21 protein-coding genes and 2 pseudogenes are annotated in these 24104 nt (G+C 71.6%); 17 read left to right on the forward strand and 6 right to left on the reverse strand.

Features of this window, described 5'->3' with window-relative positions:
- Positions 1 to 28 precede the first annotated feature (28 nt).
- Together ACZ56L_RS00735 and ACZ56L_RS00740 are read left to right on the forward strand one after the other, a co-directional pair.
- Positions 29 to 2071, forward strand: a complete 2043-nt coding sequence (locus ACZ56L_RS00735) for an APC family permease (RefSeq protein ID WP_345217500.1) — start codon at positions 29 to 31, stop codon at positions 2069 to 2071.
- Between the two features lie 134 nt (positions 2072 to 2205).
- A complete protein-coding gene (locus ACZ56L_RS00740; protein WP_471060055.1) occupies positions 2206 to 3573 on the forward strand; it encodes a class I SAM-dependent RNA methyltransferase in 1368 nt (455 codons plus the stop codon).
- A gap of 338 nt (positions 3574 to 3911) precedes the next feature.
- On the opposite strand, the gene ACZ56L_RS00745 is transcribed toward ACZ56L_RS00740, so the two are convergent.
- Complete coding sequence (locus ACZ56L_RS00745; protein ID WP_471060058.1) at positions 3912 to 5093, reverse strand: MFS transporter; 1182 nt, start codon at positions 5091 to 5093, stop codon at positions 3912 to 3914.
- 74 nt (positions 5094 to 5167) lie between these two features.
- Positions 5168 to 5770, reverse strand: coding sequence for a TetR/AcrR family transcriptional regulator (locus ACZ56L_RS00750; RefSeq protein ID WP_471060060.1), 603 nt, complete (start codon positions 5768 to 5770; stop codon positions 5168 to 5170).
- A 537-nt stretch (positions 5771 to 6307) separates the two neighbouring features.
- Between ACZ56L_RS00750 and ACZ56L_RS00755 the strand changes: the two are divergent.
- Together ACZ56L_RS00755 and ACZ56L_RS00760 are read left to right on the forward strand one after the other, a co-directional pair.
- Positions 6308 to 6469: pseudogene (locus ACZ56L_RS00755) on the forward strand (Appr-1-p processing protein); the annotation flags it as partial.
- A gap of 212 nt (positions 6470 to 6681) precedes the next feature.
- Positions 6682 to 7563 carry an IS5 family transposase gene (locus tag ACZ56L_RS00760; protein ID WP_471060063.1) on the forward strand — a complete coding sequence of 294 codons (882 nt, stop codon included), beginning with the start codon at positions 6682 to 6684 and terminating at the stop codon, positions 7561 to 7563.
- 19 nt (positions 7564 to 7582) lie between these two features.
- Here ACZ56L_RS00760 and ACZ56L_RS00765 read toward each other — a convergent pair whose 3' ends face one another.
- From ACZ56L_RS00765 to ACZ56L_RS00775, 3 genes are all read right to left on the reverse strand, one after another.
- Positions 7583 to 7981, reverse strand: coding sequence for a RidA family protein (locus ACZ56L_RS00765; RefSeq protein ID WP_471060066.1), 399 nt, complete (start codon positions 7979 to 7981; stop codon positions 7583 to 7585).
- 107 nt (positions 7982 to 8088) lie between these two features.
- Positions 8089 to 8751 carry a response regulator gene (locus tag ACZ56L_RS00770; RefSeq protein ID WP_471060069.1) on the reverse strand — a complete coding sequence of 221 codons (663 nt, stop codon included), beginning with the start codon at positions 8749 to 8751 and terminating at the stop codon, positions 8089 to 8091.
- The gene (locus tag ACZ56L_RS00775; protein WP_471061614.1) at positions 8739 to 9995 is read right to left on the reverse strand and encodes a sensor histidine kinase; all 1257 of its coding nucleotides are present in this window, start codon (positions 9993 to 9995) and stop codon (positions 8739 to 8741) included. The genes ACZ56L_RS00770 and ACZ56L_RS00775 overlap by 13 nt, the downstream gene beginning before the upstream one ends.
- An 899-nt stretch (positions 9996 to 10894) precedes the next feature.
- Here ACZ56L_RS00775 and ACZ56L_RS00780 point away from each other — a divergent pair.
- The 11 genes from ACZ56L_RS00780 (at position 10895) to ACZ56L_RS00830 (ending at position 21531) form a co-directional block, all read left to right on the forward strand.
- Positions 10895 to 12199, forward strand: coding sequence for a hypothetical protein (locus ACZ56L_RS00780; protein ID WP_471060072.1), 1305 nt, complete (start codon positions 10895 to 10897; stop codon positions 12197 to 12199).
- Positions 12196 to 12807: an FkbM family methyltransferase gene (locus ACZ56L_RS00785; RefSeq protein ID WP_471060075.1), complete on the forward strand. Its 612-nt coding sequence runs from the start codon at positions 12196 to 12198 to the stop codon at positions 12805 to 12807. Before ACZ56L_RS00780 ends, ACZ56L_RS00785 begins: the two co-directional genes overlap by 4 nt.
- A gap of 96 nt (positions 12808 to 12903) precedes the next feature.
- On the forward strand, positions 12904 to 14115 hold the full coding sequence (locus ACZ56L_RS00790; RefSeq protein ID WP_471060077.1) for a glycosyltransferase family 4 protein: 1212 nt from the start codon (positions 12904 to 12906) through the stop codon (positions 14113 to 14115).
- A gap of 516 nt (positions 14116 to 14631) precedes the next feature.
- Positions 14632 to 14835, forward strand: coding sequence for a cold-shock protein (locus ACZ56L_RS00795; protein ID WP_020133169.1), 204 nt, complete (start codon positions 14632 to 14634; stop codon positions 14833 to 14835).
- Positions 14836 to 15097: 262 nt separating this feature from the next.
- A complete protein-coding gene (locus ACZ56L_RS00800) occupies positions 15098 to 16609 on the forward strand; it encodes a DEAD/DEAH box helicase (protein ID WP_468683440.1) in 1512 nt (503 codons plus the stop codon).
- A gap of 98 nt (positions 16610 to 16707) precedes the next feature.
- The gene (locus ACZ56L_RS00805; protein WP_345217522.1) at positions 16708 to 17025 is read left to right on the forward strand and encodes an SCO5918 family protein; all 318 of its coding nucleotides are present in this window, start codon (positions 16708 to 16710) and stop codon (positions 17023 to 17025) included.
- A 224-nt stretch (positions 17026 to 17249) separates the two neighbouring features.
- Entirely contained in the window at positions 17250 to 18596 is a 1347-nt protein-coding gene (locus ACZ56L_RS00810) for a carbohydrate-binding protein (RefSeq protein ID WP_345217524.1), read from the forward strand.
- Between the two features lie 215 nt (positions 18597 to 18811).
- Positions 18812 to 19198: a cell division protein SepF gene (locus ACZ56L_RS00815; protein ID WP_345217526.1), complete on the forward strand. Its 387-nt coding sequence runs from the start codon at positions 18812 to 18814 to the stop codon at positions 19196 to 19198.
- A gap of 56 nt (positions 19199 to 19254) precedes the next feature.
- Positions 19255 to 20415, forward strand: coding sequence for an AAA family ATPase (locus ACZ56L_RS00820; protein ID WP_471060085.1), 1161 nt, complete (start codon positions 19255 to 19257; stop codon positions 20413 to 20415).
- 110 nt (positions 20416 to 20525) lie between these two features.
- Positions 20526 to 20861 (forward strand): nucleotide pyrophosphohydrolase, encoded by a 336-nt coding sequence (locus tag ACZ56L_RS00825; RefSeq protein WP_345219022.1) that lies wholly within the window; start codon positions 20526 to 20528, stop codon positions 20859 to 20861.
- A gap of 133 nt (positions 20862 to 20994) precedes the next feature.
- A complete protein-coding gene (locus tag ACZ56L_RS00830; protein ID WP_471060088.1) occupies positions 20995 to 21531 on the forward strand; it encodes a DUF6099 family protein in 537 nt (178 codons plus the stop codon).
- 155 nt (positions 21532 to 21686) lie between these two features.
- Here ACZ56L_RS00830 and ACZ56L_RS00835 read toward each other — a convergent pair.
- A pseudogene (locus ACZ56L_RS00835) lies at positions 21687 to 21869 on the reverse strand (hypothetical protein); the annotation flags it as partial.
- Positions 21870 to 22115: 246 nt separating this feature from the next.
- Here ACZ56L_RS00835 and ACZ56L_RS00840 point away from each other — a divergent pair.
- Together ACZ56L_RS00840 and mmuM are read left to right on the forward strand one after the other, a co-directional pair.
- Positions 22116 to 23039, forward strand: a complete 924-nt coding sequence (locus tag ACZ56L_RS00840) for an LLM class F420-dependent oxidoreductase (RefSeq protein WP_468683426.1) — start codon at positions 22116 to 22118, stop codon at positions 23037 to 23039.
- A gap of 90 nt (positions 23040 to 23129) precedes the next feature.
- Positions 23130 to 24038, forward strand: coding sequence for a homocysteine S-methyltransferase (gene mmuM / locus ACZ56L_RS00845; protein WP_471060091.1), 909 nt, complete (start codon positions 23130 to 23132; stop codon positions 24036 to 24038).
- Positions 24039 to 24104 lie beyond the last annotated feature (66 nt).

The raw sequence follows: 24104 nt of genomic DNA on the forward strand, positions 1-24104 counted from the left end.
GTCCGTTCGACCCCTTACGATCCTCGACGTGTCCAAACTGACCGACGTGCCCAAACGGATCCTGATCGGCCGGGCCCTGCGCAGCGACAAGCTGGGAGAAACGCTCCTCCCCAAGCGCATCGCACTTCCCGTCTTCGCCTCAGACCCCCTCTCCTCCGTGGCCTACGCGCCCGGGGAAGTCCTGCTCGTGCTCTCCATCGCGGGTGTCTCGGCGTACCACTTCAGCCCGTGGATCGCACTCGCGGTCGTCGTCCTGATGTTCACGGTCGTCGCCTCCTACCGGCAGAACGTGCACGCGTACCCGAGCGGCGGCGGCGACTACGAGGTCGCCAACACCAACCTCGGCCCCAAGGCCGGCCTGACCGTCGCCAGCGCGCTGCTGGTCGACTACGTGCTGACCGTCGCGGTGTCGATCTCCTCGGGCATCGAGAACCTCGGCTCGGCCGTCCCGTTCGTCGTCGAGCACAAGGTGCTCTGCGCGGTCGCGGTCATCGTCCTGCTGACCGTGCTCAACCTGCGCGGAATGAAGGAGTCCGGGAAGCTCTTCGCGATCCCGACGTACGTCTTCGTGGTCGGCGTCTTCATCATGCTGGCCTGGGGCGCCTACCGCGCCGTCACCGGCGACGACCTGAACGCCCCCACCGCCGACCTCCAGATCAAGCCCGAACACCCGGGCCTGGCCGGCTTCGCCCTGGTCTTCCTCCTCCTGCGCGCCTTCTCCTCCGGCTGCGCCGCCCTCACCGGCGTCGAGGCGATCTCCAACGGCGTCCCCGCCTTTCGCAAGCCCAAGTCGAAGAACGCCGCCACCACGCTCGCCCTGATGGGCGGCCTGGCCGTCGTCATGTTCTGTGGCATCATCGCGCTCGCCATGGAATCCGGCGTCCGCATGGCCGAGAACCCGGCCGTGGACCTGGTGCGCGACGGCGTTCCGGTCGGCGACTCCTATGTCCAGAACCCGGTGATCTCCCAGGTCGCCGCCGCGGTCTTCGGGCAGGGCACCTTCTTCTTCGTCCTGCTGGCCGCCGCCACCGCGCTGGTCCTCTTCCTGGCCGCCAACACGGCGTACAACGGCTTCCCGCTCCTCGGCTCGATCCTCGCCCAGGACCGCTGGCTGCCCCGCCAGCTCCACACCCGCGGCGACCGCCTCGCGTTCTCCAACGGCATCGTGCTCCTCGCGGGCGCGGCGATCCTCCTGGTCGTGATCTACGGCGCGGACTCCACCAAGCTGATCCAGCTCTACATCGTCGGCGTCTTCGTCTCCTTCACGCTGAGCCAGATCGGCATGGTCCGGCACTGGAACCGCCACCTGAAGACGGAGCGCAAGCCCGCCGAGCGCCGCCGCATGATCCGCTCCCGCGCGATCAACGCCTTCGGCGCGTCCTTCACGGGCCTTGTCCTGGTCGTCGTCCTCGCCACCAAGTTCACCCACGGCGCCTGGGTCGCCCTGCTCGGCATGGTGATCTTCTACGGAACGATGACCGCGATCCGCAAGCACTACGACCGGGTCGCCGAGGAGATCGCCGCCGCCGACGGCCCCTCCGACGACAGCCTGCGCCCCTCCCGCGTCCACTCCATCGTCCTGGTCTCCAAGGTCCACAAGCCGACCCTGCGCGCCCTCGCCTACGCCAAGCTCATGCGCAGCGACCGCCTGGAAGCCCTGTCCATCAGCGTGGACCCGGCGGAGACGAAGGCCCTGCGCGAGGAGTGGGAACGCCGCAACATCAACGTCCCGCTCAAGATCCTCGACTCCCCGTACCGCGAGATCACGCGTCCGATCATCGAGTACGTGAAGGGCCTGCGCCGGGAGAGCCCGCGCGACGTGGTCTCCGTCTACATCCCGGAGTACGTCGTCGGCCACTGGTACGAGCACCTGCTCCACAACCAGTCCGCCCTGCGCCTGAAGGGCCGCCTGCTCTTCACCCCCGGCGTCATGGTGACCTCCGTCCCCTACCAGCTCGAATCCTCCGAGGCGGCCAAGCGGCGCGCCAAGAAGCGGGCGAACTGGAACGCGCCGGGCGCGGTGCGCCGCGGGCCGGTGGACCGGCGCCCCAGGGAATCCAGCAAGAGCTGAACCCGCTCCCCGTACTGAGGTCCGCCTTGGTCGTGCGGCCGGACGACACCCACGTAGACTGGTGGGCTGTTGTCCGGCCGCTTTCCGTAACCGGCCCGCGTCCCACCCCTTTGATCCTCTGGAGCCACCCCGCCATGCAGTCCGAATCCAAGGCATCAAAGGGCGCCGATGCCCCGACGCAGACTCCCCGCGCCTCCCTCGTCGGTACGGAGTACGAGGTCGAGATCGGCCCCGTCGCGCACGGCGGCCACTGCATCGCCCGTACCGCGGAGGGCCAGGTCCTCTTCGTACGCCACACCCTCCCCGGCGAGAAGGTGATCGCCCGCGTCACCGACGGCGAGGAGGGCGCCCGCTTCCTGCGCGCCGACGCCGTGACGGTCCTCGACCCGTCCAAGGACCGCATCGAGGCCCCCTGCCCCTTCTCCGGCCCCGGCAAGTGCGGCGGCTGCGACTGGCAGCACGCCAAGCCGGGCGCCCAGCGCCGCCTGAAGGGCGACGTCGTCGCCGAGCAGCTCCTGCGCCTCGCGGGCCTCACCCCCGAGGACGCGGGCTGGGACGGCACGGTCATGCCCGCCGAGGGCGACAAGCTGCCGGCCGGCGAGGTCCCGCAGTGGCGCACCCGCGTCCAGTACGCGATCGACGCCGAGGGAACGGTCGGCCTGCGCAAGCACCGCTCCCATGACATCCAGCCGGTGGACCACTGCATGATCGCTTCCGCCGGGGTCTCCGAACTCGGCATCGAGAAGCGGCAGTGGCCCGGCATGGCCTCCGTCGAGGCCGTCGCCGCCACCGGCTCGAACGACCGCCAGGTGATCCTCACCCCCGCCCCCGGCGGCCGCCTCCCCCTCGTCGAACTCGACAAGCCGGTCTCGGTGCTCCGCGTCCACGAGAAGGACGGCAGCGTCCACAAGGTCCACGGCCGCGCCTTCGTCCGCGAGCGCGCCGACGGCCGCACCTACCGCGTCGGCATGGGCGGCTTCTGGCAGATCCACCCGCAGGCCGCCGACACCCTGATGCGCGCGGTCATGCAGGGCCTGATGCCCCGCAAGGGCGAGACCGCCCTCGACCTCTACTGCGGCGTGGGCCTCTTCGCGGGCTCGGTCGCCGAACGCGTCGGCGACCAGGGCGCGGTCCTGGGCATCGAATCGGGCAAGCGCGCGGTGGAGGACGCCCGCCACAACCTCGCCTCGATGCCGAACGTCCGCATCGAACAGGGCAAGGTCGAATCGGTCCTCCCGCGCACGGGCATCACCGAAACCGACCTGATCGTCCTGGACCCGCCCCGCGCGGGCGCCGGCAAGCAGACGGTGAAGCACCTCTCGACGCTGGGGGCGAGGAGGATCGCCTACGTCGCCTGCGACCCGGCCGCCCTGGCCCGCGACCTGGCGTACTTCGCCGAGGGCGGTTACAAGGTGCGGACGCTGCGGGTGTTCGATCTGTTTCCGATGACGCATCACGTGGAGTGCGTGGCGATTCTGGAGCCTGCGGCGAAGGGTGCATGACCTGCGGTTTTTCCAGTGCATGATGTGCACGCCACGGGCATATTTGTGATGCTCGAACGACGCTCGGAGAAGCATCTTGACGCTGATGTGGCACTCGTCCCGACTGAGCGTCAGGATGCTTCCCCGACCCCGGCGTTGCCCCTCTCTCAGCTGAGAAGGGGGGCGCCGGGGTTGAAGGCATAGGGCGCAGGCGCGCTGGTCGGCCGTTGCCAGGGACGGAGGACGGGGAGGGACGGCGGCCCCTCCCCGTCGTACTGCTGACGTGGTGGGGCAGTCCTTCCCGCACGTGCCGCGTGCTTCTGCGGCAGGGGGCGGCGCCGGCGAGGCGGAATGCCGCGTCAGTTCTGCGCGGGCTGCAGGATCGTGTGGCGTCGCTTGGCTCCGAGGGTCTGCGCGCCCAGGGCACCGGTTGCGAGGACGGCGAGGACGGCGCCGGTCCACATGGCGGGAGCTGAGCTGCTGTCGCCCGTCCCGCTGATGGCAGCTCCGCCGATGGCGCTGCCGGCTACGACACCCAGGGTGATGACGGATGTGTGCACGGTGTTGACCAGGTTTCCGGCTCCGGACACTTCCACGACCCGGACGACGAGTGCGGGGTTCATCGTGACGCCGACGAGGCCCACCAGGAGCACACCGGGCAGAGCGGCCCACGGCAGATGGGCGAAGACCGCGAGAAGCACCAGCGAAGCGGCCAGGACGAGGTGGCCGATGCGCAGCAGGGTGACCGCGTGGCGGTCCGCGTGGCGGCCCACCAGGTTGTTGCCGATGACGGTGCACAGGCCGTAACCGAAGAGGATCGCGGTGGTCGCGTTGGAGGAGAAGCCCGCGTCCTGTTCCAGCAGAGGAGTGAAGTAGGAGAAGGCGCCGTAGGTCGCGCCGATGGTGAGCAGGCTGACGAGGAAGCGGCTCCACAGGCGGGGCGAGCGAAGTTGCTGGAGTTCGTCGGCGGTCGTCTGCGCGGAGGCCGCAGGCAGGACGGGGAGGGTGCGAACGTCGAGCAGGACGATGAGCAGACCCGCGGCACCGAGGATGACGAAGCTGGTCTGCCAATTCCACGCGGTCGCGATGGCGTGGCTGATGGGCAGGCCCAGGACGGCGCCGAGCATGAGTCCGTTGAGCACGATGGAGATCGAGGACGCGATGCGGTCGGGGGTGGGGGCGAGCCTTGCGGCCATGGTGAGGGTGAGACCGAACACGGCACCGCCGAGGGTTCCGGTCAGCAGTCGGAGGGCTGCGACCCACCAGTAGTTGTGGATCAGCGGCACGGCGGCTTCCAGTACCACGTAGGCGGTGCCGACGCCCAGGAGCGCGGTTTTCGGCGGGACCTTGCGCAGGGCCCAGGCGATGAGCGGGCCGCCGAGAGCCATGCCGAAGGAGTAGATCGAGATGAAGGCGCCGATGGCGGCGGTCGAAGCACCGAGGCTGCGGGCCATGTCGGGCAGCATGCCCATCGTCTGCAGCTCGCTCATCGCGACGAGGAGCAGGGTCAGCATGAGCCAGTAGATAGGTCGTCTGTTCATGGGAGAAGCTCTTTCTGTACTTTGGAATACAAAATTTGGGCAAGCGAAACCACGCAAGCACCCCGCATGTTCACTCAGGCCAGCAGTGAACGAATCCCGTCGAGCGCGATCCGGTGCAGCGTCTCAGGAGTGACTCCGCTCTGCGCCGTCACACGGAGGCCCGCAATGAGGGTGTTGACGAGGAGCGCGCCCTCGGCGGCGTCAGTCCCCTCGGGGACGCTCCCGTCGATACGGCCGGCCCGGATGGCGTCTTCCAGCAGGTCGAGGCGCTTCCGCAGGTCTCGATCGAGGATGCGCGCGATACGTTCGTCGCGCGCCCTCAAGTCGGGATTCATCAGAGCGTGCACGCCCATGCAACCAGCGGCATGCCCTTCGCTGCGAGCCACTCGCTCCTCATCGACGATGGCACCGATCAGCTTCTTGATCCGTTCGGCGCCGGTGAGGGAAGTGTCCGTCAGGATCGCCGCCTGATGGCCGTACATGGTGTCCGCGTAGTGCTCCAGGGCCTGTACGAACAGCTCGTCCTTGGACGTGAAGGCGTTGTACAGGCTGCTGCGGCGAAGGCCGGCAGCCTCACACAGCTGCTCGGTCGACGTGTCGGCGTAGCCGTGGACGCGGAACTGAGCCGCCGCCGCCTCAAGGACCGTCTTCTCGTCAAAGGCGCGTGGTCTGGCCATGTGGGGACACTATCAGGTTCTGGATTTCGCAATCCATAATTGACGGGTGAACGGTTCACGCCAATGCCCCGCGTGTGCGGGGAGATTTACCACTGGCGTGGAGCAGGTCGCCGTCACGAACGAGGCGTTCCCGCCGAATCGTGCCCCGGTGCAACCCTCCTGACGGGCATGAAGCGCAACGGCACACACGGTCCATGTCAGACGAAGGCTGAGGGATGGCGAGAGCTGGCAGACCGGCGGAGGTGGGGGCTGCGGCCAAGTGCCGAAGCAGGCCCGGATGCTTGCCGGGAGCGGGTGGTGACACGGCGGCGAGCTGGTTCAGGCCGGTCGGGGTCCACGATGTTGATCTGGCAGGTGAGGTCTTCCATTGCGGCGATCAAGGGCTCGACACCTCATGATGACCCGGAAGCCGCGCCTACTCCCGTTCGCTCCGACTGGCGAACACGCGAGCCGCATCAGCTATCTGGGTCAGCGTCCACTCGGACAGATCCTCGGATCGACTTCGCTCTGTTGGGCGGACACCCGTCGCGCCGCCGACTTGCTGCGGTCGCCGACCGTGCGCTGCACCTTCAGGCCTCGGTGCGCATGCCGCGAATCGGTTGCGGTCTTGCCGGTGACTGATGGGAACGGGCCGAGCCGCTCATCATGGAGCAGTTGACCCGGCGCGGGGTGCCCAACACGGTCTACGACTTGACCTGACGTCGGCCGTGAATTCCTGACGCTCCACACGCGGTGCTGGCGCCGGGTGCGTGATAGTCCGAGACCCTGCGGCGACCACTGCTCACGCCACCACCGTAGGCACGGCCGCCGAAGTGCGGCGCTCGGTGATGGCCCGTCAGGTAATACCTCCGCGACTAGGCACTATCCGGCGAATCATGTGATTTTCCGATGGGTCGCTCGTTGGTTCGGGTATGGGTCGGGGGGATCTCACGAATCACGAGTGGCCGCTTCTGGAGCCGCATCTCCCGCCGCGGGGTCGTCGCGGTGGCCGGTGGAGTGATCACCGCATGGTGGTGAACGGGATCCTGTTCCGGGTCCGGACCGGGGTGCCGTGGCGTGATCTGCCAGAACGCTACGGGTCCTGGAAGACCGTCTATGAGCGGCATCGCCGCTGGTCGGCGGACGGGACCTGGGACCGGATCCTGCAGGCGGTCCAGGCTGACGCCGATCTCGCCGGCCGCGTCGACTGGTCGATGGTCGGGGTCGACTCGACGTCCTGCCGTGCCCACCAGCACGCGGCAGGCGCCCGCAAGGCCAGGCCGCGGGTCCCGAAAAAAGGAATTACGCCCTGGCGCCACCGACCCGATGAAGGACTCGGACGGTCCCGAGGTGGACTGACCTGCAAAATCCACCTTGCCGGTGAGGGCGGCTGTCGCCCTCTGGCCTTTCTGGTTACGCCGGGCCAGTGGGGCGACGCACCGCAGATGGTCAAGGTCCTGGACCGGATCCGCGTGCCCCGCCCGCTGGGCGGGCGGCCCCGGACCCGGCCCGGTCACGTCAGTGGTGACAAGGCCTACAGTTCTCGCCGCAACCGGCGCTACCTGCGACGACGCCAGATCAAGCACACGATCCCGGAGCCGAGGGACCAACAAGCCAACCGCCGGCGCAGAGGCAGTGCGGGCGGCAGGCCCGCCGGGTTCGATCAGGAGCATTACCGGCGCCGCAACGAGGTCGAGCGGACCATCAACCGGCTCAAGAACTCTCGGGCGGTCGCCACCCGTTACGACAAGCGGGCCTACGTCTTCTATGGCACGGTCACCGCAGCGGCGATCCGCTTGTGGCTCCGACCATGATCTGCTGGGCAGCGCCTCATCAATACTCCGCGCTCGGTGCCGCGGCCAACGCGTCCACCTCGACCCGGAAGTCTGGGTGAACAAGCCCAGCAACCCTCACCAAGGAGCACGCGGGCGGGTTCTCTGCGTCCTGATACTCGTCGCGTACTTTGCGGAACGCGCCCAGATCGTTCAGATCGGTGAGATAGACCGTCAGTTTGACTATGTGTTCCAGGCCGGAGCCCGCTGCCTTCAAGGCAGTGGTCAGATTCGCGTAGACCTGCCGGACCTGCGCCTCTGCGTCCTCTTTACCAACCAGATTCCCGTCGCCGTCCACAGGAACCTGACCCGAGACGGCGACCATCGCTCCGGTGAACGCGACCGCGTGGCTGTATCCGTTGACAGGCGGTGAACCGTTGGGACGTATGAAGTGCTCCATGGCGCGATCATGCCACGACCGAAAGTCGGTTCCTGGAGAGCACTGCCCATGATCCGCCGGACAGTGCCTAGTCGTCCGATCCCGGACCCACCGACACCGGGCGCGGATCAGGCGGACTCCCCCCGCAGGTGCGCGAGCACGGCGAGCACCCGGCGGTTGCCCTCCGTCGGGTCGAGGTCCAGTTTCATGAAGATGTTGCTGGAGTGCTTGACCACCGAGGCCTCGGTGACGGAGAGGCGGCCGGCGATGGACTGGTTGTTGAGGCCCTCCGCCATCAGTCCCAGCACCTCCCGCTCCCGGGGGGTGAGCCGGCGCAGCGGCTTGTCCGCGGTCTGCTGGACCAGCAGCACCCGCACCACCTCGGGGTCGATCACGGTCTGCCCTCCGGCCACGCGGCTCAGGGTGTTCAGGAACTCCGAGACCTCCCCGACCCGGTCCTTGAGCAGATAGCCGAGTCCCGCCGTGCCCGGACCGCCACCGCTCAGCAGTTGGGTGGCGTAGGCGGTGGCGACGTACTGGGAGAGGACCAGGACGGGCAACTGCGGCTCGGTGGCCCGGAGTTCGAGAGCCGCCTTGAGGCCCTCGTCCCGGAAGCCGGGCGGCATCCGGACATCGGTGATCACGATGTCCGGGCGCTCCTCGGCCACCGCACGGGCCAGTTCCTGCGCGTCACCGACCGCGGCGGCCACTTCGTGGCCGCCGCGGGAGAGCAGTTCGACGAGTCCTGCACGGAGCAGTACGGCGTCCTCGGCAAGGACTACGCGGAGCACGGGACCTCCACTCTGAGTCGGGTCGGGCCGCCGGCGGGGCTGGACACCATCAGTCGGCCCTTGAGGACGGCCATGCGGTCCGCGAGCCCGGACAGACCGGTTCCGCCGGAAGGATCGGCCCCGCCACGGCCGTTGTCGGTGATCACCAGAATAAGGCGGTCGTTCCGGAACCTTCCCACGATGGAGACCTCGGTGGCGCCACTGTGCTTGTTCACGTTGGTGAGGGCCTCGGTGACGGTGAAGTACGCCATCGTCTCCACCGGCCCCGGCAGCCGGCCGGGCAGGTCGATGTCGACGGTGACCGGGACCGGATTGCGCAGGGCGACCTCCGCGACCGCGGCGGCCAGCCCGTGGTCGGTCAGGACCTGGGGGTGGATGCCGCGCACCAGGTCGCGCAGTTGGTCGAGCGCGCGGCGGGCCTCTCCCCGCCCCCGGGTCACCAATTCGGCCGCGCCGGGGGTGCCGTTGTTGAGTTCCATCTCGGCGAGGCCCAAGGTCATGGTGAGCGCGACCAGTTGCTGCTGGGCGCCGTCGTGCAGATCGCGTTCGATACGGCGCCGCTCGGCCTCGAAGGCGTCGGCGAGCCGCACCCGGGAGCGGGTGAGCTCGATGACCCGGTCGGTGGCCTGGTCGTCGCGCGGTGCCAGCAGGAACCACGCGGTCTTCACCTGGGCGCCGGCCAGCAGCCCCGCCAGGTACGCGGAGAGAGCGAGCCCGAGGACGCCCAGCAGGCTGAACGGCAGCGCCGACAGCGGATCGGCGATCGCCCGCCCCGGGATGATCATGACCGTTTCGTTCCCGTTGGCCCACACGATGAAGGGGGTCGCCGTCACGATGCCGGAGAACATCAGCAGGACGATCGCGCCCAGGCCGGCACCGGTGAAGACCAGCGAGAGCAGCGCGGTGTATCCCAGTTCGCGCCAGGTGGCCCGCTCCCGCAGCCGGCCCCGCAGCCGGCTCTTGAGTCCGGCCCCGGTCGGCGGGCCGTGCGGGTCGGGCAGCGGTGCGGGCTCGATCACGCGCAGCCGTCGCCGCTCCACGGCGGCCACTGGAAGCCCGATCAGTACCACCGCGGTCAGCAGCACGAGCCCCACCCCGACCACCGAGAGCACCACCCCCAGCGCGACCAGTACGGCCAGACTCACCGTGACGGCCAGCCCGAACAGGGCGCCGCTCAGCAGGTAGGCCCAACTGCGCAGCGGCCAAACGGATATGAGGAATCCCAGCGGATGCTGCCGCATCATCTCCCACACGGCGACGGCGGGCCCGCTCCGGTCGTCGGCGGGCACCGGCACCCGGGCCGCCCCCACGGCCCCGCCCGGTTTCTCCGGAGGCGGGACCGGAGTCGGGGCAGCGGGCGTAAGGGGAGCCGCGGACGGCTCCGGGGGAGCGGGCCGCTCCGAGGCCGTGGACGGCATGTCCGCGATGGTGCCCGGCGGTCCGTGCCGTCCGGGCGCCCTGTCTTCCCCGTCCGGCTGCGCTGACATGTTTCGTTCCTCCTCGGGGCCGGGAACGGCCTGCTTCCCGGTGCCTCAACGGTGCGGTCCGCGCCCAACCCTAGTGGCGCGATCCGTGCCCGTCGGTAGGGAAAACCCACCCATGAGACTCCCCTCAGACCTACTGCCCGCCCGGCACGCCGAGTCCGGGTTGATCGGCGAGTACGGACCCGAAGGGGTGCCCCGCAACGCCTTCCACGGGGACCGGTGCGTCCTCGTCGCCATGTCCGACCTGCACGTCAACACGGACCTCGGACGACCGGCCGGTCCGGGCGCCGGCGAACGGCAGCGGGCCGTCGGACGGCCGCGCGGGGAGGCGTTGGTGGGGGAAACCCGACCGGCAAGTCTCGACCTGCCTGTCATGACCGCGCCCCTCTGCGGAGGGTGGAATCGACCGTGTGCTGATGCGACGAGCAGCGACCCAGCCCTTTTCCCCGACAGCCTCTCGACCCTCCCGGCCCGAAGCGACCCGGACCGCGCGACCGGCCTCGACCTCCCTCTCCCGACCGGCCCCGGCCTCCCGACCGGCCCCGACCTCCCGACCGGCCCCGGCCTCCCGACCGGCCCCGACCTCCCGACCGGCGGCCGGATCACCGCATGACCTGCCCCGGGCGCAGCGGCTGCTGCGCCGGGCGGACCAGCGGTGGGTGCGCTCCGCGCTGTGGCTGGCGGCGGCGCTCTGGGCGGTGTCGTTCCCGCTGTTCTCGACCCTGCATACCCACCATGTCTGGGGGACGAGCGCGGCGGCCGGATACCTGGTCGCCGCACTCGTCGCGGCCGTCGCGGACGGTCGCCGCGGTCGCCTGTTCCCGGTGATGTCAGCCCTGGCCGGGGCGGTTCTCGTGCCCCTGCTGCTGCTGGTCCTGGCGGGCTGGGCACAGAGCGAGGTCGACGTCATCGAGCGGTCGGGAGCCCTCCTCGTCCAGCAGGCAAGCCCGTACCTGACAGACCCCCGGGCGGTCACCGACTACACCCCTTATCTGCCCGCCATGGCGTTGCTGGGGCTGCCCCGGGCGCTGCTGGGCGACGGGGGCTGGGCCCTGCGCCTGTTCGGCGACGCCCGGATCTGGTGTGCGGCGGTCGCGCTGCTCTGCCTGTGGGCCGGCAGCCGGGTGCTGCGCCGTCCCACCGGTGCCGCCCACGTGTCTGCCGCCCATGCGTCTGCCGTCGCCCGGCGCCAGGCACCCGGCACCGGCCCGGCGGTGCTCCTCGCCTCGCCGCTCGTTGCGCTGCCGCTCTGCGTGAGCGGGGTGGACCTGCCGCTGATCGGACTGTGCGGTCTCGGTTTCGCGCTGGCCACCCGCGACAGGCCCGTGGCGGCGGGTCTGGTGCTGGCCGCGGCGTGCGCCATGAAGTGGACCGCGTGGCCCGCCGCCGTGGTCGCGGCGGCACTGGTGGCGGGCGTCCACGGCGCCCGCCCGGCCTTGCGCTGCGCGGGGGCCGCCCTGGTCGCCACACTCGCCCTGGTACTGCCGAGCGCGCTCCTGGCACCGGGCCCGATGGCCGAACAGGTGCTGGCCTTCCCGGCCGGAAGGGGCGCGGTGGCCACCCCGGCCGCCAGCCCGTTGCCGGGGCACCTCCTGGCCGAGCTGGGTCCGTGGGGCTGGTACACGGCGGTCGGCCTGTTGCTCTGCGGGGGACTCGCGGTCGCGGTCTCGCTGGTGGTGCGCCCGCCCATCACCCTGGTGGCCGCCGTTGACCGGCTCGCCCTCGGCCTCTCGCTGGCCCTCCTGCTCGCTCCCGCGGGCAGGTTCGGCTACTTCGCCCTGCCGCTCGTCCTGGTGCTCTGGGTGCGGCTCGCCGACGGGAACCGGAGCGGCCCCGCAGCGGCCCCGGCACCCGCCGGACCCCGACCCGAACCCCGTACGACGGGCGTTCGACGCCGCGTTCCCCACCCGACCACCGCCCCGCGACGCCCCTCCGCGGTGCCGGGCCCCGAGGGGGTCCGATGAAGCGGAGCAACCCGCGGACGACCCGGCGCGCCCTCGGCGTGGCCGCCGCACCGCAGTGGGCCGCACCACGCCTGGACTTCGTGGAGGACGAGGTGGCCGGGCTCGCGGGGTTCGTCGGACCCGGCGACGTATGTTCGGACATCGGTGCCGAACACGGCCTGCACACCTGGGCGTTGTCCGCCCTGGCCGGGCCGTACGAGCAGGGATGCGGTGTCGAGCCGCTGCCCGGGCCCGCACGCCGGCTCCGGCACACCGCCCGCGCCCTGGGCCGCGCCGCCGTGGCGGTGCACCGCACCTCGCTCAGCTCCCGGACAGGACATGGCGCGCCGAGCCCGCCCCGGCGCCACGGCACCCCCGTGCGCGGGCGCGCCCACCTCACCGAAGGCGCGGCGGGCCCCGGACCCAACGCCGAGTCCCGTACGTCGAGGCCGGTCCGCACCACCGTGCGCACCCCGGACCAACTGGTCGCCCGAGCGGGCCTGGAGAAGTACGGCAGCAGTCCCTCGAACGTCATACGCCAACTCGCCTGCCACGCATACCACTTGCACGGCTGGAGCAGGGTGCCGGACGTCGTCGACGACTGCCGCAACCATCTCTTCACCGCCTGAGAAACCCCAGAAGCGCCCCCTGAGACACCCCACGGGAGACGTCGTCCCGCCCGGCCTCCCGGACCGTCTTCCGACGAAAGCAGCGACGTCATCACCATGAGCACCACACTGATCATCACCAATGACTTCCCGCCCCGGCAGGGCGGGATCGAGACCTTCGTGCACGCCATGGCGACCCGGGTGCCGGGCAACGACGTCGTCGTCTACACGTCGTCCGAACAGGGCGATGCCGCGTACGACGCGACCCTCCCCTTCCCGGTGATCCGCGACCCGCGCCACACCCTGCTCCCCACCGCCCGGGTCACCCGGCGGGCCGTCCGCATCGCGCGCGAACACGGCTGCGACCGGGTCTGGTTCGGTGCCGCCGCGCCGCTCGCCGCCATGGCGCCCGCGTTGCGGCGCGGCGGAATACGGTGCATCGTCGCCACCACCCACGGCCACGAGATCTGGTGGGCCCGGCTGCCCGGAGCCCGTCAGGTCCTGCGCAGAATCGGCGAAAGCGTCGACGTGGTGACGTACCTCGGCGACTACACCCGCGCACGGATCGCCCCGGCCCTGGGCCCCCGGGCCGAGCTGAGCCGGCTGGTGCCGGGCGTGGACACCGAGGTCTTCCGCCCCGACGCCGTCGACAGCGGTGACCGCGACGTCCTCGACCGGCACGGACTGGGCGGGAAGAAGGTCATCGTGTGCGTCTCCCGGCTGGTGACCCGCAAGGGACAGGACACCCTGATCCGGGCCCTGCCGCTGATCCGACGGGCGGTCCCCGACGCGGCCCTGCTGATCGTGGGCAGAGGGCCCGCCGAGAAGCGGCTGCGCGCACTGGCCCGCAAGCACGCCCCGGATGCCGTGGCCTTCGCAGGCGGACTCACCCATGCCGGGACCGCGCGGTACTACGCCGCGGCCGACGTCTTCGCGATGCCGTGCCGCACCCGCAGGGCCGGCCTGGAGGCGGAAGGGCTCGGCATCGTCTTCCTGGAAGCGGCGGCCAGCCGACTGCCGGTGGTCGCCGGGAACTCCGGCGGCGCACCCGACGCCGTGCTCGACGGCGAGTGCGGCGCGGTGGTCGACGGCCGCGACGTGCGCGAGGTCGCCGAGGCCGTCGCCCTGATCCTGCGCTCACCCGACCGGGCGGCGATGGGCGCCGCCGGACGGCGGTGGGTGGAGAAGGCCTGGTCCTGGGACGCGTCGGCCCGGAAACTGACGGAGCTGCTCACCCCCGCCCGGACGGCCGCCCCGCTCCCGGAGGGCCTGCCCGCTCCTCGACGCACCGCCGGGGGAACCGCGCGGTTACGGTCACCCCGTCGCTGAGCAGGGCCTTCCTCCGGACTCGGCCGCGCCGTTCTTCGCCGGAGCCCCCGACCCGGCCGCTTTGCGGATGTCCTTCGGCGGGCGCCGGAAGGCGGAGACCGAGGAGGGCGTACACCGACTCGCCGAGGTGCTGACGCAACTCGGGAGGGGTCGGGTCCGGGCACCCGACCGCGCCCGGGGCGCCCGGGTTCCGGGCGTGCGGCGGGGTGCGCCGCCACACCTGACGTGCCCGGTAATTATTTTCTGTTCCCGCCGCGAGAGAGTTTGGCGAACCGTCCGGGGAGAATTTCCACCGGAAAACGCGCGGCGAATTGCGCGGCCCGACACCGGGTGCCATGCCGTGCTACTGTCATTCTCAGTTGCAGTTGTGGTTCCCAAAACGTCAAGTTCCCTCCGGCCGGTTCCGGCCGGATGCGGACTTGCTGTACTTCCGGTCATTTCCGGGCGGGGCATCATCGCGGCGACACGGAATGCGCACGGTGCGCATTCCGTCGTACTGCCCCAAAGGAGATTGACATGGCTGCTGGTACCGTGAAGTGGTTCAACGCGGAAAAGGGCTTCGGCTTCATCGAGCAGGACGGCGGCGGCCCCGACGTCTTCGCCCACTACTCGAACATCGCCGCCCAGGGCTTCCGCGAGCTCCAGGAGGGCCAGAAGGTCACCTTCGACATCGCGCAGGGCCAGAAGGGCCCGACGGCCGAGAACATCGTTCCCGCCTGACGCTGACGCGTTTTTCCCAGCTGGGGCCCGCATCCTTCGGGGTGCGGGCCCCAGCTGTATGCGTATCCGGAGCATCTCCGCCGTGCCGCGTCCGGGTTTCAGGACTGCGCACCGCCGGCGTCCCCTATTTTTCCGTGTCCGTGGCCGGGTGGAACGACACCGGCCGGATTCACGTTTTTCCCACGGTCCATACTTGTAATTCCCCGAGCGGCACTCTGCTGCGGGAATTCCTTGATATGCGCCGCATCAAGGAAGGTTCCGCATGAACCGCACACGTACGAGCCGTGCCCGCACCAACGACCGATTCGCCCCGGCCGGGCGCAGCGGTGGCGACACCGGGCGCAGCGGCGGCAACCGCTTCGGCGCGCAGGCCCCGCGCCGCTCCGCAGGACCGGCCCGTTCCGGCGGGTACGGGCGTCGGCCCGCCGCGGTGCAGGGGGAGTTCGCGCTCCCGGAGACGATCACCCCCGCGCTGCCCGCCGTCGAGAGCTTCGCCGCGCTCGACATGCCCGAGCAACTGCTGGCCGAGCTCGGCAGGCAGGGGGTGGCGGTGCCGTTCCCGATCCAGGGCGCGACGCTGCCGAACTCCCTGGCGGGCCGGGACGTCCTGGGCCGCGGGCGCACCGGTTCCGGCAAGACCCTCGCCTTCGGGCTCGCCCTGCTCGCCCGCACCGCCGGACGGCGGGCCGAGCCCCGCCAACCGCTGGGGCTGATCCTCGTACCCACGCGGGAGCTGGCACAGCAGGTCACCGACGCGCTCGTGCCGTACGCCAGGGCCGTGAAGCTGCGCCTCGCCACGGTGGTGGGCGGCATGTCGATCGGCAAGCAGGCCGGGGCGCTGCGCGGCGGCGCCGAGATCGTCGTCGCGACCCCGGGCCGGCTGAAGGACCTCATCGACCGGGGCGACTGCCGGCTGAACCAGGTGGACGTCTGCGTACTGGACGAGGCCGACCAGATGGCCGACATGGGCTTCATGCCGCAGGTCACCGCCCTGCTCGACCAGGTGCGTCCGGAGGGGCAGCGGATGCTGTTCTCCGCCACGCTCGACCGCAACGTCGACCTGCTGGTGCGCCGCTACCTGACCGATCCCGTCGTGCACTCGGTCGACCCGTCGGCCGGGGCCGTCACGACGATGGAGCACCACGTGCTGCACGTCCACGGCGCCGACAAGCACGCCGCCACGACCGAGATCGCGGCCCGCGACGGCCGGGTGCTCATGTTCCTGGACACCAAGCACGCGGTCGACCGGCTCACCCAGAACCTGCTCGACAGCGGGGTGCGCGCGGCGGCCCTGCACGGCGGCAAGTCGCAGCCGCAACGCACCCGCACCCTCGCCCAGTTCAAGACGGGGCACATCAGCGTGCTGGTGGCGACCAACGTCGCGGCGCGCGGCATCCACGTCGACAACCTCGACCTCGTCGTCAACGTCGACCCGCCCACCGACCACAAGGACTACCTGCACCGCGGCGGCCGCACCGCCCGCGCGGGAGAGTCCGGCCGTGTCGTCACCCTCGTCACCCCGGGGCAGCGCCGCGGCATGGACCGCCTCATGGCGGACGCCGGAATCCGGCCGCAGACCACCCAGGTCCGCTCGGGCGACGCGGCACTGAACCGGATCACCGGGGCCCAGGCACCGTCCGGCGTGCCGGTCGTCATCACCGCCCCGGAGGCCGAGCGGCCGCGGCGCGGCACCGCGGCGCGGGGCCGCCGCCGGCCCACGTCGACGACACGGCGCGCACCCGAGAGCCGCCCCGTGTCCGGCGCGGCGGCCTAGTACCCCCTGCGGATCCCGGCCCGCCGGCCCCGCCCCGCAGATCCCGGCCCGGCACTCCCGGACCGGACCCGCTCGCTCCCCTCTCCCTGTGAGGTCCCATGCGCTGCGTCATCGCCCGTTTCCCCTTCGAGCTCACCAAGAGCGGCGTGCTGGAGACGATGAAGGGCGTCAAGCCCGAACCGGCCACCGGCGAATCGGTGATCATCGGCCGCCGCCACTACCCGGCCAAGCAGGTCGGCCAGGTCGTCACCCGTCAGGACCGCCGCGACTTCACCGCCGCCGAAGTCCTGCGGGCCATGGCCCATCTCGGCTTCACCTGCCGCACCGCTCCGGTGGCCGTGCCCGAACGCGCCCTCGGCCCGGTCCAGTCCTTCGAGCGGGCTTCCGCGATGCTCGGCACCCCCGTTCCCGTCTGAGGCCGGACAAGTACCGGCAGTCGGCTCCGCAGCCCCCGCACGCCCGACGGCGTGCGGGGGCTGCGTACGTCCGACGGCTCTGACGCACGCCGGCGGGCCCGGGGACCGGCACATGGCGCGTTCCCGCCCCATAACATCGACCGAGGGGGTAACTGGCAGCTCCCGCCCGCCAGTTGTCCAGACCTATGGTCTCCGTACCCACCTGAGACCGAGGAGACCCCCCCATGCTCCACAGACACGCCAAGGCGGCCTGTGCCGCCTTCGCCGCGGTCGGTGCGCTCGTACTGGCCGGACTGCCGGGTTCCGCGAACGCCGCTCCCCCCACGGCGGCGGACACCGCGGGCATCGGCCAGGCGTCCCCCGAGCTGCTGCGTGCCATGCAGCGCGACCTCGGCGTCACCGCCGGACAGGCCACGGCGCGGCTCGCCAACGAGGCCGAGGCCGGCGCCGTCGCGGGCCGGCTGCAGAACGCGCTCGGCCGGGACTTCGCCGGCGCCTGGGTGCAGGGCGCCGACTCCCGGACGCTGACCGTCGCTACCGCCGACGCCGCCGACGTCACCGCCATCAGGGCCCAGGGCGCCCGCGCCCTCGTCGTACCGCACACCCTGAAGCAGCTCGACGCCGCCCTCGCGAAGATCGACAAAGCTGCTGCCGGGAAGGCCGCGACGGCCGTGCCCGTACGCTTCGTCGACGTCCGGGCGAACAAGGTGACGCTCCAGGCGGTGCGGCAGAGCGACGCGAAGGCCCTGGTGGCCGCCGCGGGCGTGGACGCGTCCGCCGTACGGATCGAGAAGTCCGCACAACAGCCGCGCCCGCTGTACGACATACGCGGCGGCGACGCGTACTACATGAACGGCAGCGGCCGCTGCTCCGTCGGTTTCGCCATCACCCGGGGCACGCAGCAGGGCTTCGCCACGGCCGGCCACTGCGGCCGCGCCGGAACCACCACCACCGGCTTCAACCGGGTCGCCCAGGGCTCCTTCCAGGCATCCACCTTCCCCGGCCGCGACACCGCGTGGGTCGCCACCAACGCCAACTGGACCGCGACGCCCAACGTCGCGGGCAGCAGCGTGCAGGTGGCCGGCTCCACGCAGGCCGCCGTGGGGGCCTCCGTCTGCCGCTCGGGCTCCACCACCGGCTGGCACTGCGGCACCATCCAGCAGCACAACACCAGCGTCACCTACCCCGAGGGCACCATCACCGGGGTGACGCGCACGTCGGTGTGCGCCGAGCCCGGCGACTCCGGCGGCTCCTTCATCTCCGGCAGCCAGGCGCAGGGCGTCACCTCCGGCGGCTCCGGCAACTGCCGCAGCGGCGGTACCACCTTCTACCAGCCGATCAACCCGCTGCTCCAGGGGTACGGCCTGACCCTCAAGACCACCACGGACCCCGGTCCGGGTCCCGGCCCCGGCCCGGGTGAGCCTCCGGGCGGGACCTGGGCCGCGGGCACCGTCTACGCCACCGGCGCCCAGGTGACGTACGGCGGAGCCACCTACCGCTGCCTCCAGGGGCACCAGGCGCAGTCGGGATGGGAGCCCCCGAACGCGCCGGCCCTGTGGGAGCGGGCATGACCGCCTCGCCCACGTAGACGCGCGGACGCGTAGACGTACAGAGGCGTGAGACCAGTGGTCCGGCACCGAGCGTCACGGTGCCGGACCACTGTGCTGTCGTGCTCCCCCGGAAATGTGCGACCGATCCCGTTCCGTGCCGTGTCGCTGGTAGGCCGTACGGGTGAGGGGGGTCAGAATTGCCGGATGCAGATTCAGCGCGCGGGTGGGGTGGTCCGGTGAGCAGGTATGACGTCACCGACGAGCAGTGGGAAGGGCTCGCCCAGGTCGTGCCGCTGCGCAGCCGCAACGAATGGCCGTCCAGAACCGACCACCGCGCGGTGCCGCAGGGGTACGAGGCCGAGCAGCGGCGCATGGTCGTGCTGCGGGTGCAGGTGTTCTCGGACGCCCGGGAGGTCGCCGAGTACCTGATCGCCCAGATTCCGGTGCTCCTCGACCTGACCAGCGCGGAGAGCGACGTGGCCAAGCGGATCCTGGACTTCAGCAGCGGCGTGGTCTTCGGGCTCGGCAGCGGCATGCACCGGGTGGACCGCAACGTCTTCCTGCTCGCCCCCGTCGGCATGGAGGTCGAGGGCGTCGAGGCGGCCGCTGTCCCCCGTTCGTAGGAAGACCGGACAGGCGTAACGGTTCGTCACCGATGCGGATGCATAGCGTCCGCATCATGACTGCGCCTTCGCCCTTACGCCCACCCGCCCCCGCCCCCGTCCGCCCGCACCGCCCCACGGTCACCGAACTCAGGCTCTCCGCCTTCGGCCCGCACCGCGGCGCGGTCTTCCCGCTCGGCCCGCTGACCTTCTTCGCGGGACCGAGCGGCAGCGGCAAGACGACCGTCCTGGACATGTACGACGCGCTGGCCCGGCTGGGCGCGGGCGACGTCCTCGACGAGGTCTTCCCCGACCCGTCCCACCGCGTACCGGAGAGCGCCGTGGCCGACGGACAGGGGAGGCGTGGCTTCCGGATCGGCTGCACCGTCGACGGCCCGGCCGGACCCGTACGGCTCGATCTCGCCGTCCAGGCGGAGCCGGAACTGCGCATCGTCAGCGAACGTCTGACGTGCGACGGACGGGACCTCCTGGCGACCGTGCTGCGCGATCCGCGCCGGCGCACGGTCCAGGCGGGCTGGTACACGGGGGGCGCGGTGTCGGTGACGCGGGCACCGCTGCCCGACGACCGGCTGGCGACGGCACTGCTGCCGCTGCGGGTGGCCGGACGCACCGAGGGCGAGCGGCAGGTGCTGGCCGCCGCCGAGCAGGTGCTCGTGGCACTGCGCTCGGTGTACGTGTGCGATCCGCAGCCCCGGCGGATGCGGGCGCCGGTACCGGTGGAGGAGGCTCTGCTGCGCCGCGGCTGCGACAACCTGGCGGCCGTGCTGCGCCGTACCGGCCAGGAGTGCGCGATCCGGTACGGGGCGCTCGTCGCGGCGGCCAGGGAGGGGTGCGCGGGCCCGGTGGTGGGGCTGACGACGGAGGAACTGGCGGGGCGGACGGTGCGCGCGGTGCTCGACCGGGGCGAGCGCGGGGTGACGCCCGTCGGCAGGCTCGGCGACGGCGAGCTGCGGTACCTGGCGTTCGCCCTCGTGCTGCTGACCGGGCCCCAGGTGCTGGACATGGCGCAGGTGGTCGAGGTGCCGGACGCGTTCCAGGCGCTCGCGGTGCTGGCCGACGGCTTCGACCGGGGGCTGGACGCGCGGCAGGCGCGGGCGCTGGGGGAGCTGGCCGGGCGGATGTGCGCGCGGGGGCACATCGGACTCGTCGGCACGGTGGCCGACGGTGGGGTGGTACGCGGGGTGGACGGGGCGGTGGTGGTAGACCTGGGGGCGTGAACGACGAGGTGCGGACGGTGGCGGGTGTGGACGGCGCGGCGGCCGAGGAGAGCGGGGCGGATGTGAGCGGTACGGGGACGGGCGGCGGCGCCGACGGGGCGGTGCTCGATGTGGCCGCGTTGCAGCGGCGGCTCGTCGCGTTCGCCGCGGCCCGGGACTGGGGGCCCTACCACACGCCCAAGAACCTGGCCGCCGCGCTGAGCGTCGAGGCGTCGGAACTCGTCGAGATCTTCCAGTGGTTGACGCCCGAGCAGTCCGCCCGCGTGATGGAGCAGCCGGAATCCGCGCACCGCGTCGCCGACGAGGTCGCGGACGTGCTGGCCTATCTGCTGCAGTTCTGCGAGGTGCTGGGGATCGACCCGCTGGCGGCGCTCGCCGCCAAGATCGAGCGCAACGAGGCACGATTTCCCGCTCCGGAAACCGATGTTCGTCACTCTTCGGAGTGATGATGATGTCCACAATCCTCGGAGTGTCCACAGATTTCCGCATAGCTCTGGCGTTCCGGGCTCTTTCCCCTCACGCTGGGTAGTGAACAGAGGAGCGGGTGGCGGAGCAGCGGGACGGTAACGGGGGTGGCTGATGGACGCGGTGAGACTCGTCAGGGTCAGCAGACACGCACTGGCGCAGAGCCGGACGGCGCTGGAGATCCTGACGGAGGCGTGGCAGACACAGGCGCTGACTCAGGCGATCGGCGGGATGCTGGCCGTGAAGGGGCCGTGGGAGCTCCGGGGTGAGGCGCGGGGTCTCAGCGAGGCGGGCGGGCGGGGCTGCGGGCCGATCAACTGGCCGGCGTTGAGCGCCGCTGCGGCGGAGCGGTCCGGCTCGACCGGCGGACAACCTCCCGATCCCGGGCCCCGGGCCGCGCGTCTGACGGAAGTGCCCGATGCGCGGGGCGCGTTGGAGGAACTGGGCGGCCTGCTGGGCGAGGTGGGAATCGCGTTGGTCGGGGTCGCCTGCGCCGCCGACGAGGGCGGGTTCTACTGGCAGACGATAGAAGCGATCGACGCCGCCGACGAGTCGAACGACCGGGTGCGCGGACTGCTCCGCCGGCTCACAGTGTGGGAGCACGGCAGGCTGCAGGGCGCGGCCCATGACTCGGCGGCGGGACCGTCATGACCCCGGTCCGGTCAGCGGGACCGGCCGGGGCCGCCGGAGCGGGACTCGCCGTGGGGGTCCTCGTGGTGGCGGCCCTCGTCACGGCGGCTCGTGCGGTGGCGGCCGGATTCGTGCTCCTCCCGGCGGCTGTCCACGGACGACGCGGTGGCTGCGCCGGCCGGCGGGCGGTCCCCGGTGCCCTGCAGATCGGCGTCGAGCTGCGAGAGATCGGCGGTGAGCGCCGCCATCAGTTCCTCCATCTGCTGCAACAGGCCCTTCGGGGCGGCTTGTCGGCCCGGTACGGACTGCGGTACCGGATGCGCGGACGCGGCCCGTTCGGGCACGGCTTCCTGGGACATGGCGGCCTCCTCGGCCCAGGCCCTCCCGCCGGGGGAGGGCGGTGTCGCTGTCAACGCCCCGGCAGCGGTCGTCGGCGCGCGGGCCGGGCTGTCCGGCTCCGCCCCGGCAAACGAGTGCTGGGACCGCCGGTCACTGACACGACGGCGCGGGGACCCGCACGAGGACGAGTTTTCACCCGACCGGGCAGATGGGGGACACCCGGGGCCGACGGGGTTGACGTCAGTTCGAAGGTGCAGGATGAAGTCATGGATCTCCGCATCTTCACCGAGCCCCAGCAGGGGGCGAGCTACGAGAAACTGCTGACGGTCGCCAAGGCCACCGAGGACCTCGGGTTCGACGCCTTCTTCCGCTCCGACCACTATCTGGCCATGGGTTCCGCCGACGGCCTCCCCGGACCCACGGACGCCTGGATCACCCTGGCCGGGCTGGCCCGCGAGACCAGCCGGATCCGGCTCGGGACGCTCATGACCGCAGGCACGTTCCGGCTCCCGGGAGTGCTGGCGATCCAGGTCGCGCAGGTCGACCAGATGTCGGGCGGACGCGTCGAACTGGGCCTGGGCGCCGGGTGGTTCGAGGAGGAGCACAAGGCGTACGGCATTCCCTTCCCCAAGGAGAAGTTCGGCAGGCTGGAGGAGCAACTGGCCATCGTGACGGGGCTGTGGCAGACGGAGCCCGGCAGGACGTTCACCTATGACGGCACGTACTACCGGCTCACCGACTCGCCCGCGCTTCCCAAGCCGGCCCAGGCCAAGGTGCCGGTGCTGATCGGGGGGCACGGGGCGGTGCGGACGCCGCGGCTGGCCGCGCAGTACGCCGACGAGTTCAACATCCCGTTCGCCTCGCTCGACGACACCGCCCGGCAGTTCGGCCGGGTCAGGGCGGCGGCGGAGGAGGCCGGACGGAAGTCGGGCGACCTGGTGTACTCCAACGCGCTGGTGGCGTGCGTGGGCAGGGACGACGCGCAGGTGGCACGCCGGGCGGCGGCCATCGGACGGGAGGTGGAGGAACTCAAGGCCAACGGACTCGCGGGCTCGCCCGCCGAGGTGGTGGACCGGATCGGCCGGTTCGCGGAGGTCGGCTCGTCACGGGTGTACCTCCAGATGCTGGACCTGGACGACCTCGACCACCTGGATCTGATCTCCTCGCAGGTGCTGTCCCAGTTGAACTGACGGGCACCGGCCCGCCCGGCCCGGCAGGCACCGGCCCGCCCGGCCCGGCAGGCACCGCCCCAGTCCGCCGTTCCCCGTCCAGGAGTCACCGTGAAGCCCACCCGCACGCTCGCCGCCGCGCTCGCCGACGAGACCCTCGTCCTCGACGGCGGGCTCTCCAACCAGTTGGAGGCGCAGGGCTGCGACCTCTCCGACGCGCTCTGGTCGGCCCGGCTGCTCGCGGACGCCCCCGAGCAGATCGAGGCGGCGCACGCGGCGTACGTGCGGGCGGGGGCTCGGGTGCTGATCACCTCCAGCTACCAGGCGACCTACGAGGGCTTCGCCCGGCGGAACGTCGGCCGGGACGAGGCGTCGGGGCTGCTGCGGCGCAGCGTGGCACTGGCCCGTGCGGCGGCGCAGGGCGCGGAGCACCCGGTATGGGTGGCGGCGTCGGTCGGGCCGTACGGGGCGATGCTCGCCGACGGCAGCGAGTACCGGGGGCGGTACGGGCTGTCCGTGGGGGAGCTGGAGCGGTTCCACCGGCCGCGGATCGAGGCGCTGGCCCAGGCGGGGCCCGACGTCCTGGCCCTGGAGACCGTGCCGGACGCCGACGAGGCGGAGGCCCTGCTGCGCGCGGCGGAAGGGTGCGGAGTGCCGGTCTGGCTGACGTACAGCATCGCAGGGGACCGGACACACGCCGGGCAGCCGCTGGGGGAGGCCTTCGCCCTGGCGGCGGGGAACGACCAGGTGGTCGCGGTCGGCGTGAACTGCTGCGAGCCGGGCGACGTGGAGCGGGCGGTGCGGAGCGCCGCCCGGGAGACCGGCAAGCCGGTCGTGGCCTACCCCAACAGCGGTGAGCGGTGGGACGCGGCCGGGCGCGGCTGGCGGGGCGACGGCACCTTCGACCCCGGCCGGGTACGGAGCTGGCAGGACGCCGGGGCGCGTCTGGTCGGCGGGTGCTGCCGGGTCGGACCGCAGCAGATCGCCGGGCTGGCGGCGGGGGTGGGCACGCGGGACTGAGCGGGGGAGACCGAGCGGGAGAGCAGGGCCGGACCCTGCGGGAGCGGGTTCGTGGAGCTGTGCCGC

It is taken from the genome of Streptomyces sp. NPDC039736, from assembly GCF_055596485.1.

Coding starts and splice junctions, on each gene's coding strand:
- ACZ56L_RS00740 (WP_471060055.1), top strand. CDS start 2,206: ATGCAGTCCGAATCCAAGGCATCAAAGGGCGCCGATGCCCCGACGCAG.
- ACZ56L_RS00745 (WP_471060058.1), bottom strand. CDS start 5,093: ATGAACAGACGACCTATCTACTGGCTCATGCTGACCCTGCTCCTCGTC.
- ACZ56L_RS00750 (WP_471060060.1), bottom strand. CDS start 5,770: ATGGCCAGACCACGCGCCTTTGACGAGAAGACGGTCCTTGAGGCGGCG.
- ACZ56L_RS00760 (WP_471060063.1), top strand. CDS start 6,682: ATGGGTCGGGGGGATCTCACGAATCACGAGTGGCCGCTTCTGGAGCCG.
- ACZ56L_RS00765 (WP_471060066.1), bottom strand. CDS start 7,981: ATGGAGCACTTCATACGTCCCAACGGTTCACCGCCTGTCAACGGATAC.
- ACZ56L_RS00775 (WP_471061614.1), bottom strand. CDS start 9,995: ATGATGCGGCAGCATCCGCTGGGATTCCTCATATCCGTTTGGCCGCTG.
- ACZ56L_RS00785 (WP_471060075.1), top strand. CDS start 12,196: ATGAAGCGGAGCAACCCGCGGACGACCCGGCGCGCCCTCGGCGTGGCC.
- ACZ56L_RS00790 (WP_471060077.1), top strand. CDS start 12,904: ATGAGCACCACACTGATCATCACCAATGACTTCCCGCCCCGGCAGGGC.
- ACZ56L_RS00795 (WP_020133169.1), top strand. CDS start 14,632: ATGGCTGCTGGTACCGTGAAGTGGTTCAACGCGGAAAAGGGCTTCGGC.
- ACZ56L_RS00800 (WP_468683440.1), top strand. CDS start 15,098: ATGAACCGCACACGTACGAGCCGTGCCCGCACCAACGACCGATTCGCC.
- ACZ56L_RS00805 (WP_345217522.1), top strand. CDS start 16,708: ATGCGCTGCGTCATCGCCCGTTTCCCCTTCGAGCTCACCAAGAGCGGC.
- ACZ56L_RS00810 (WP_345217524.1), top strand. CDS start 17,250: ATGCTCCACAGACACGCCAAGGCGGCCTGTGCCGCCTTCGCCGCGGTC.
- ACZ56L_RS00820 (WP_471060085.1), top strand. CDS start 19,255: ATGACTGCGCCTTCGCCCTTACGCCCACCCGCCCCCGCCCCCGTCCGC.
- ACZ56L_RS00830 (WP_471060088.1), top strand. CDS start 20,995: ATGGACGCGGTGAGACTCGTCAGGGTCAGCAGACACGCACTGGCGCAG.
- ACZ56L_RS00840 (WP_468683426.1), top strand. CDS start 22,116: ATGGATCTCCGCATCTTCACCGAGCCCCAGCAGGGGGCGAGCTACGAG.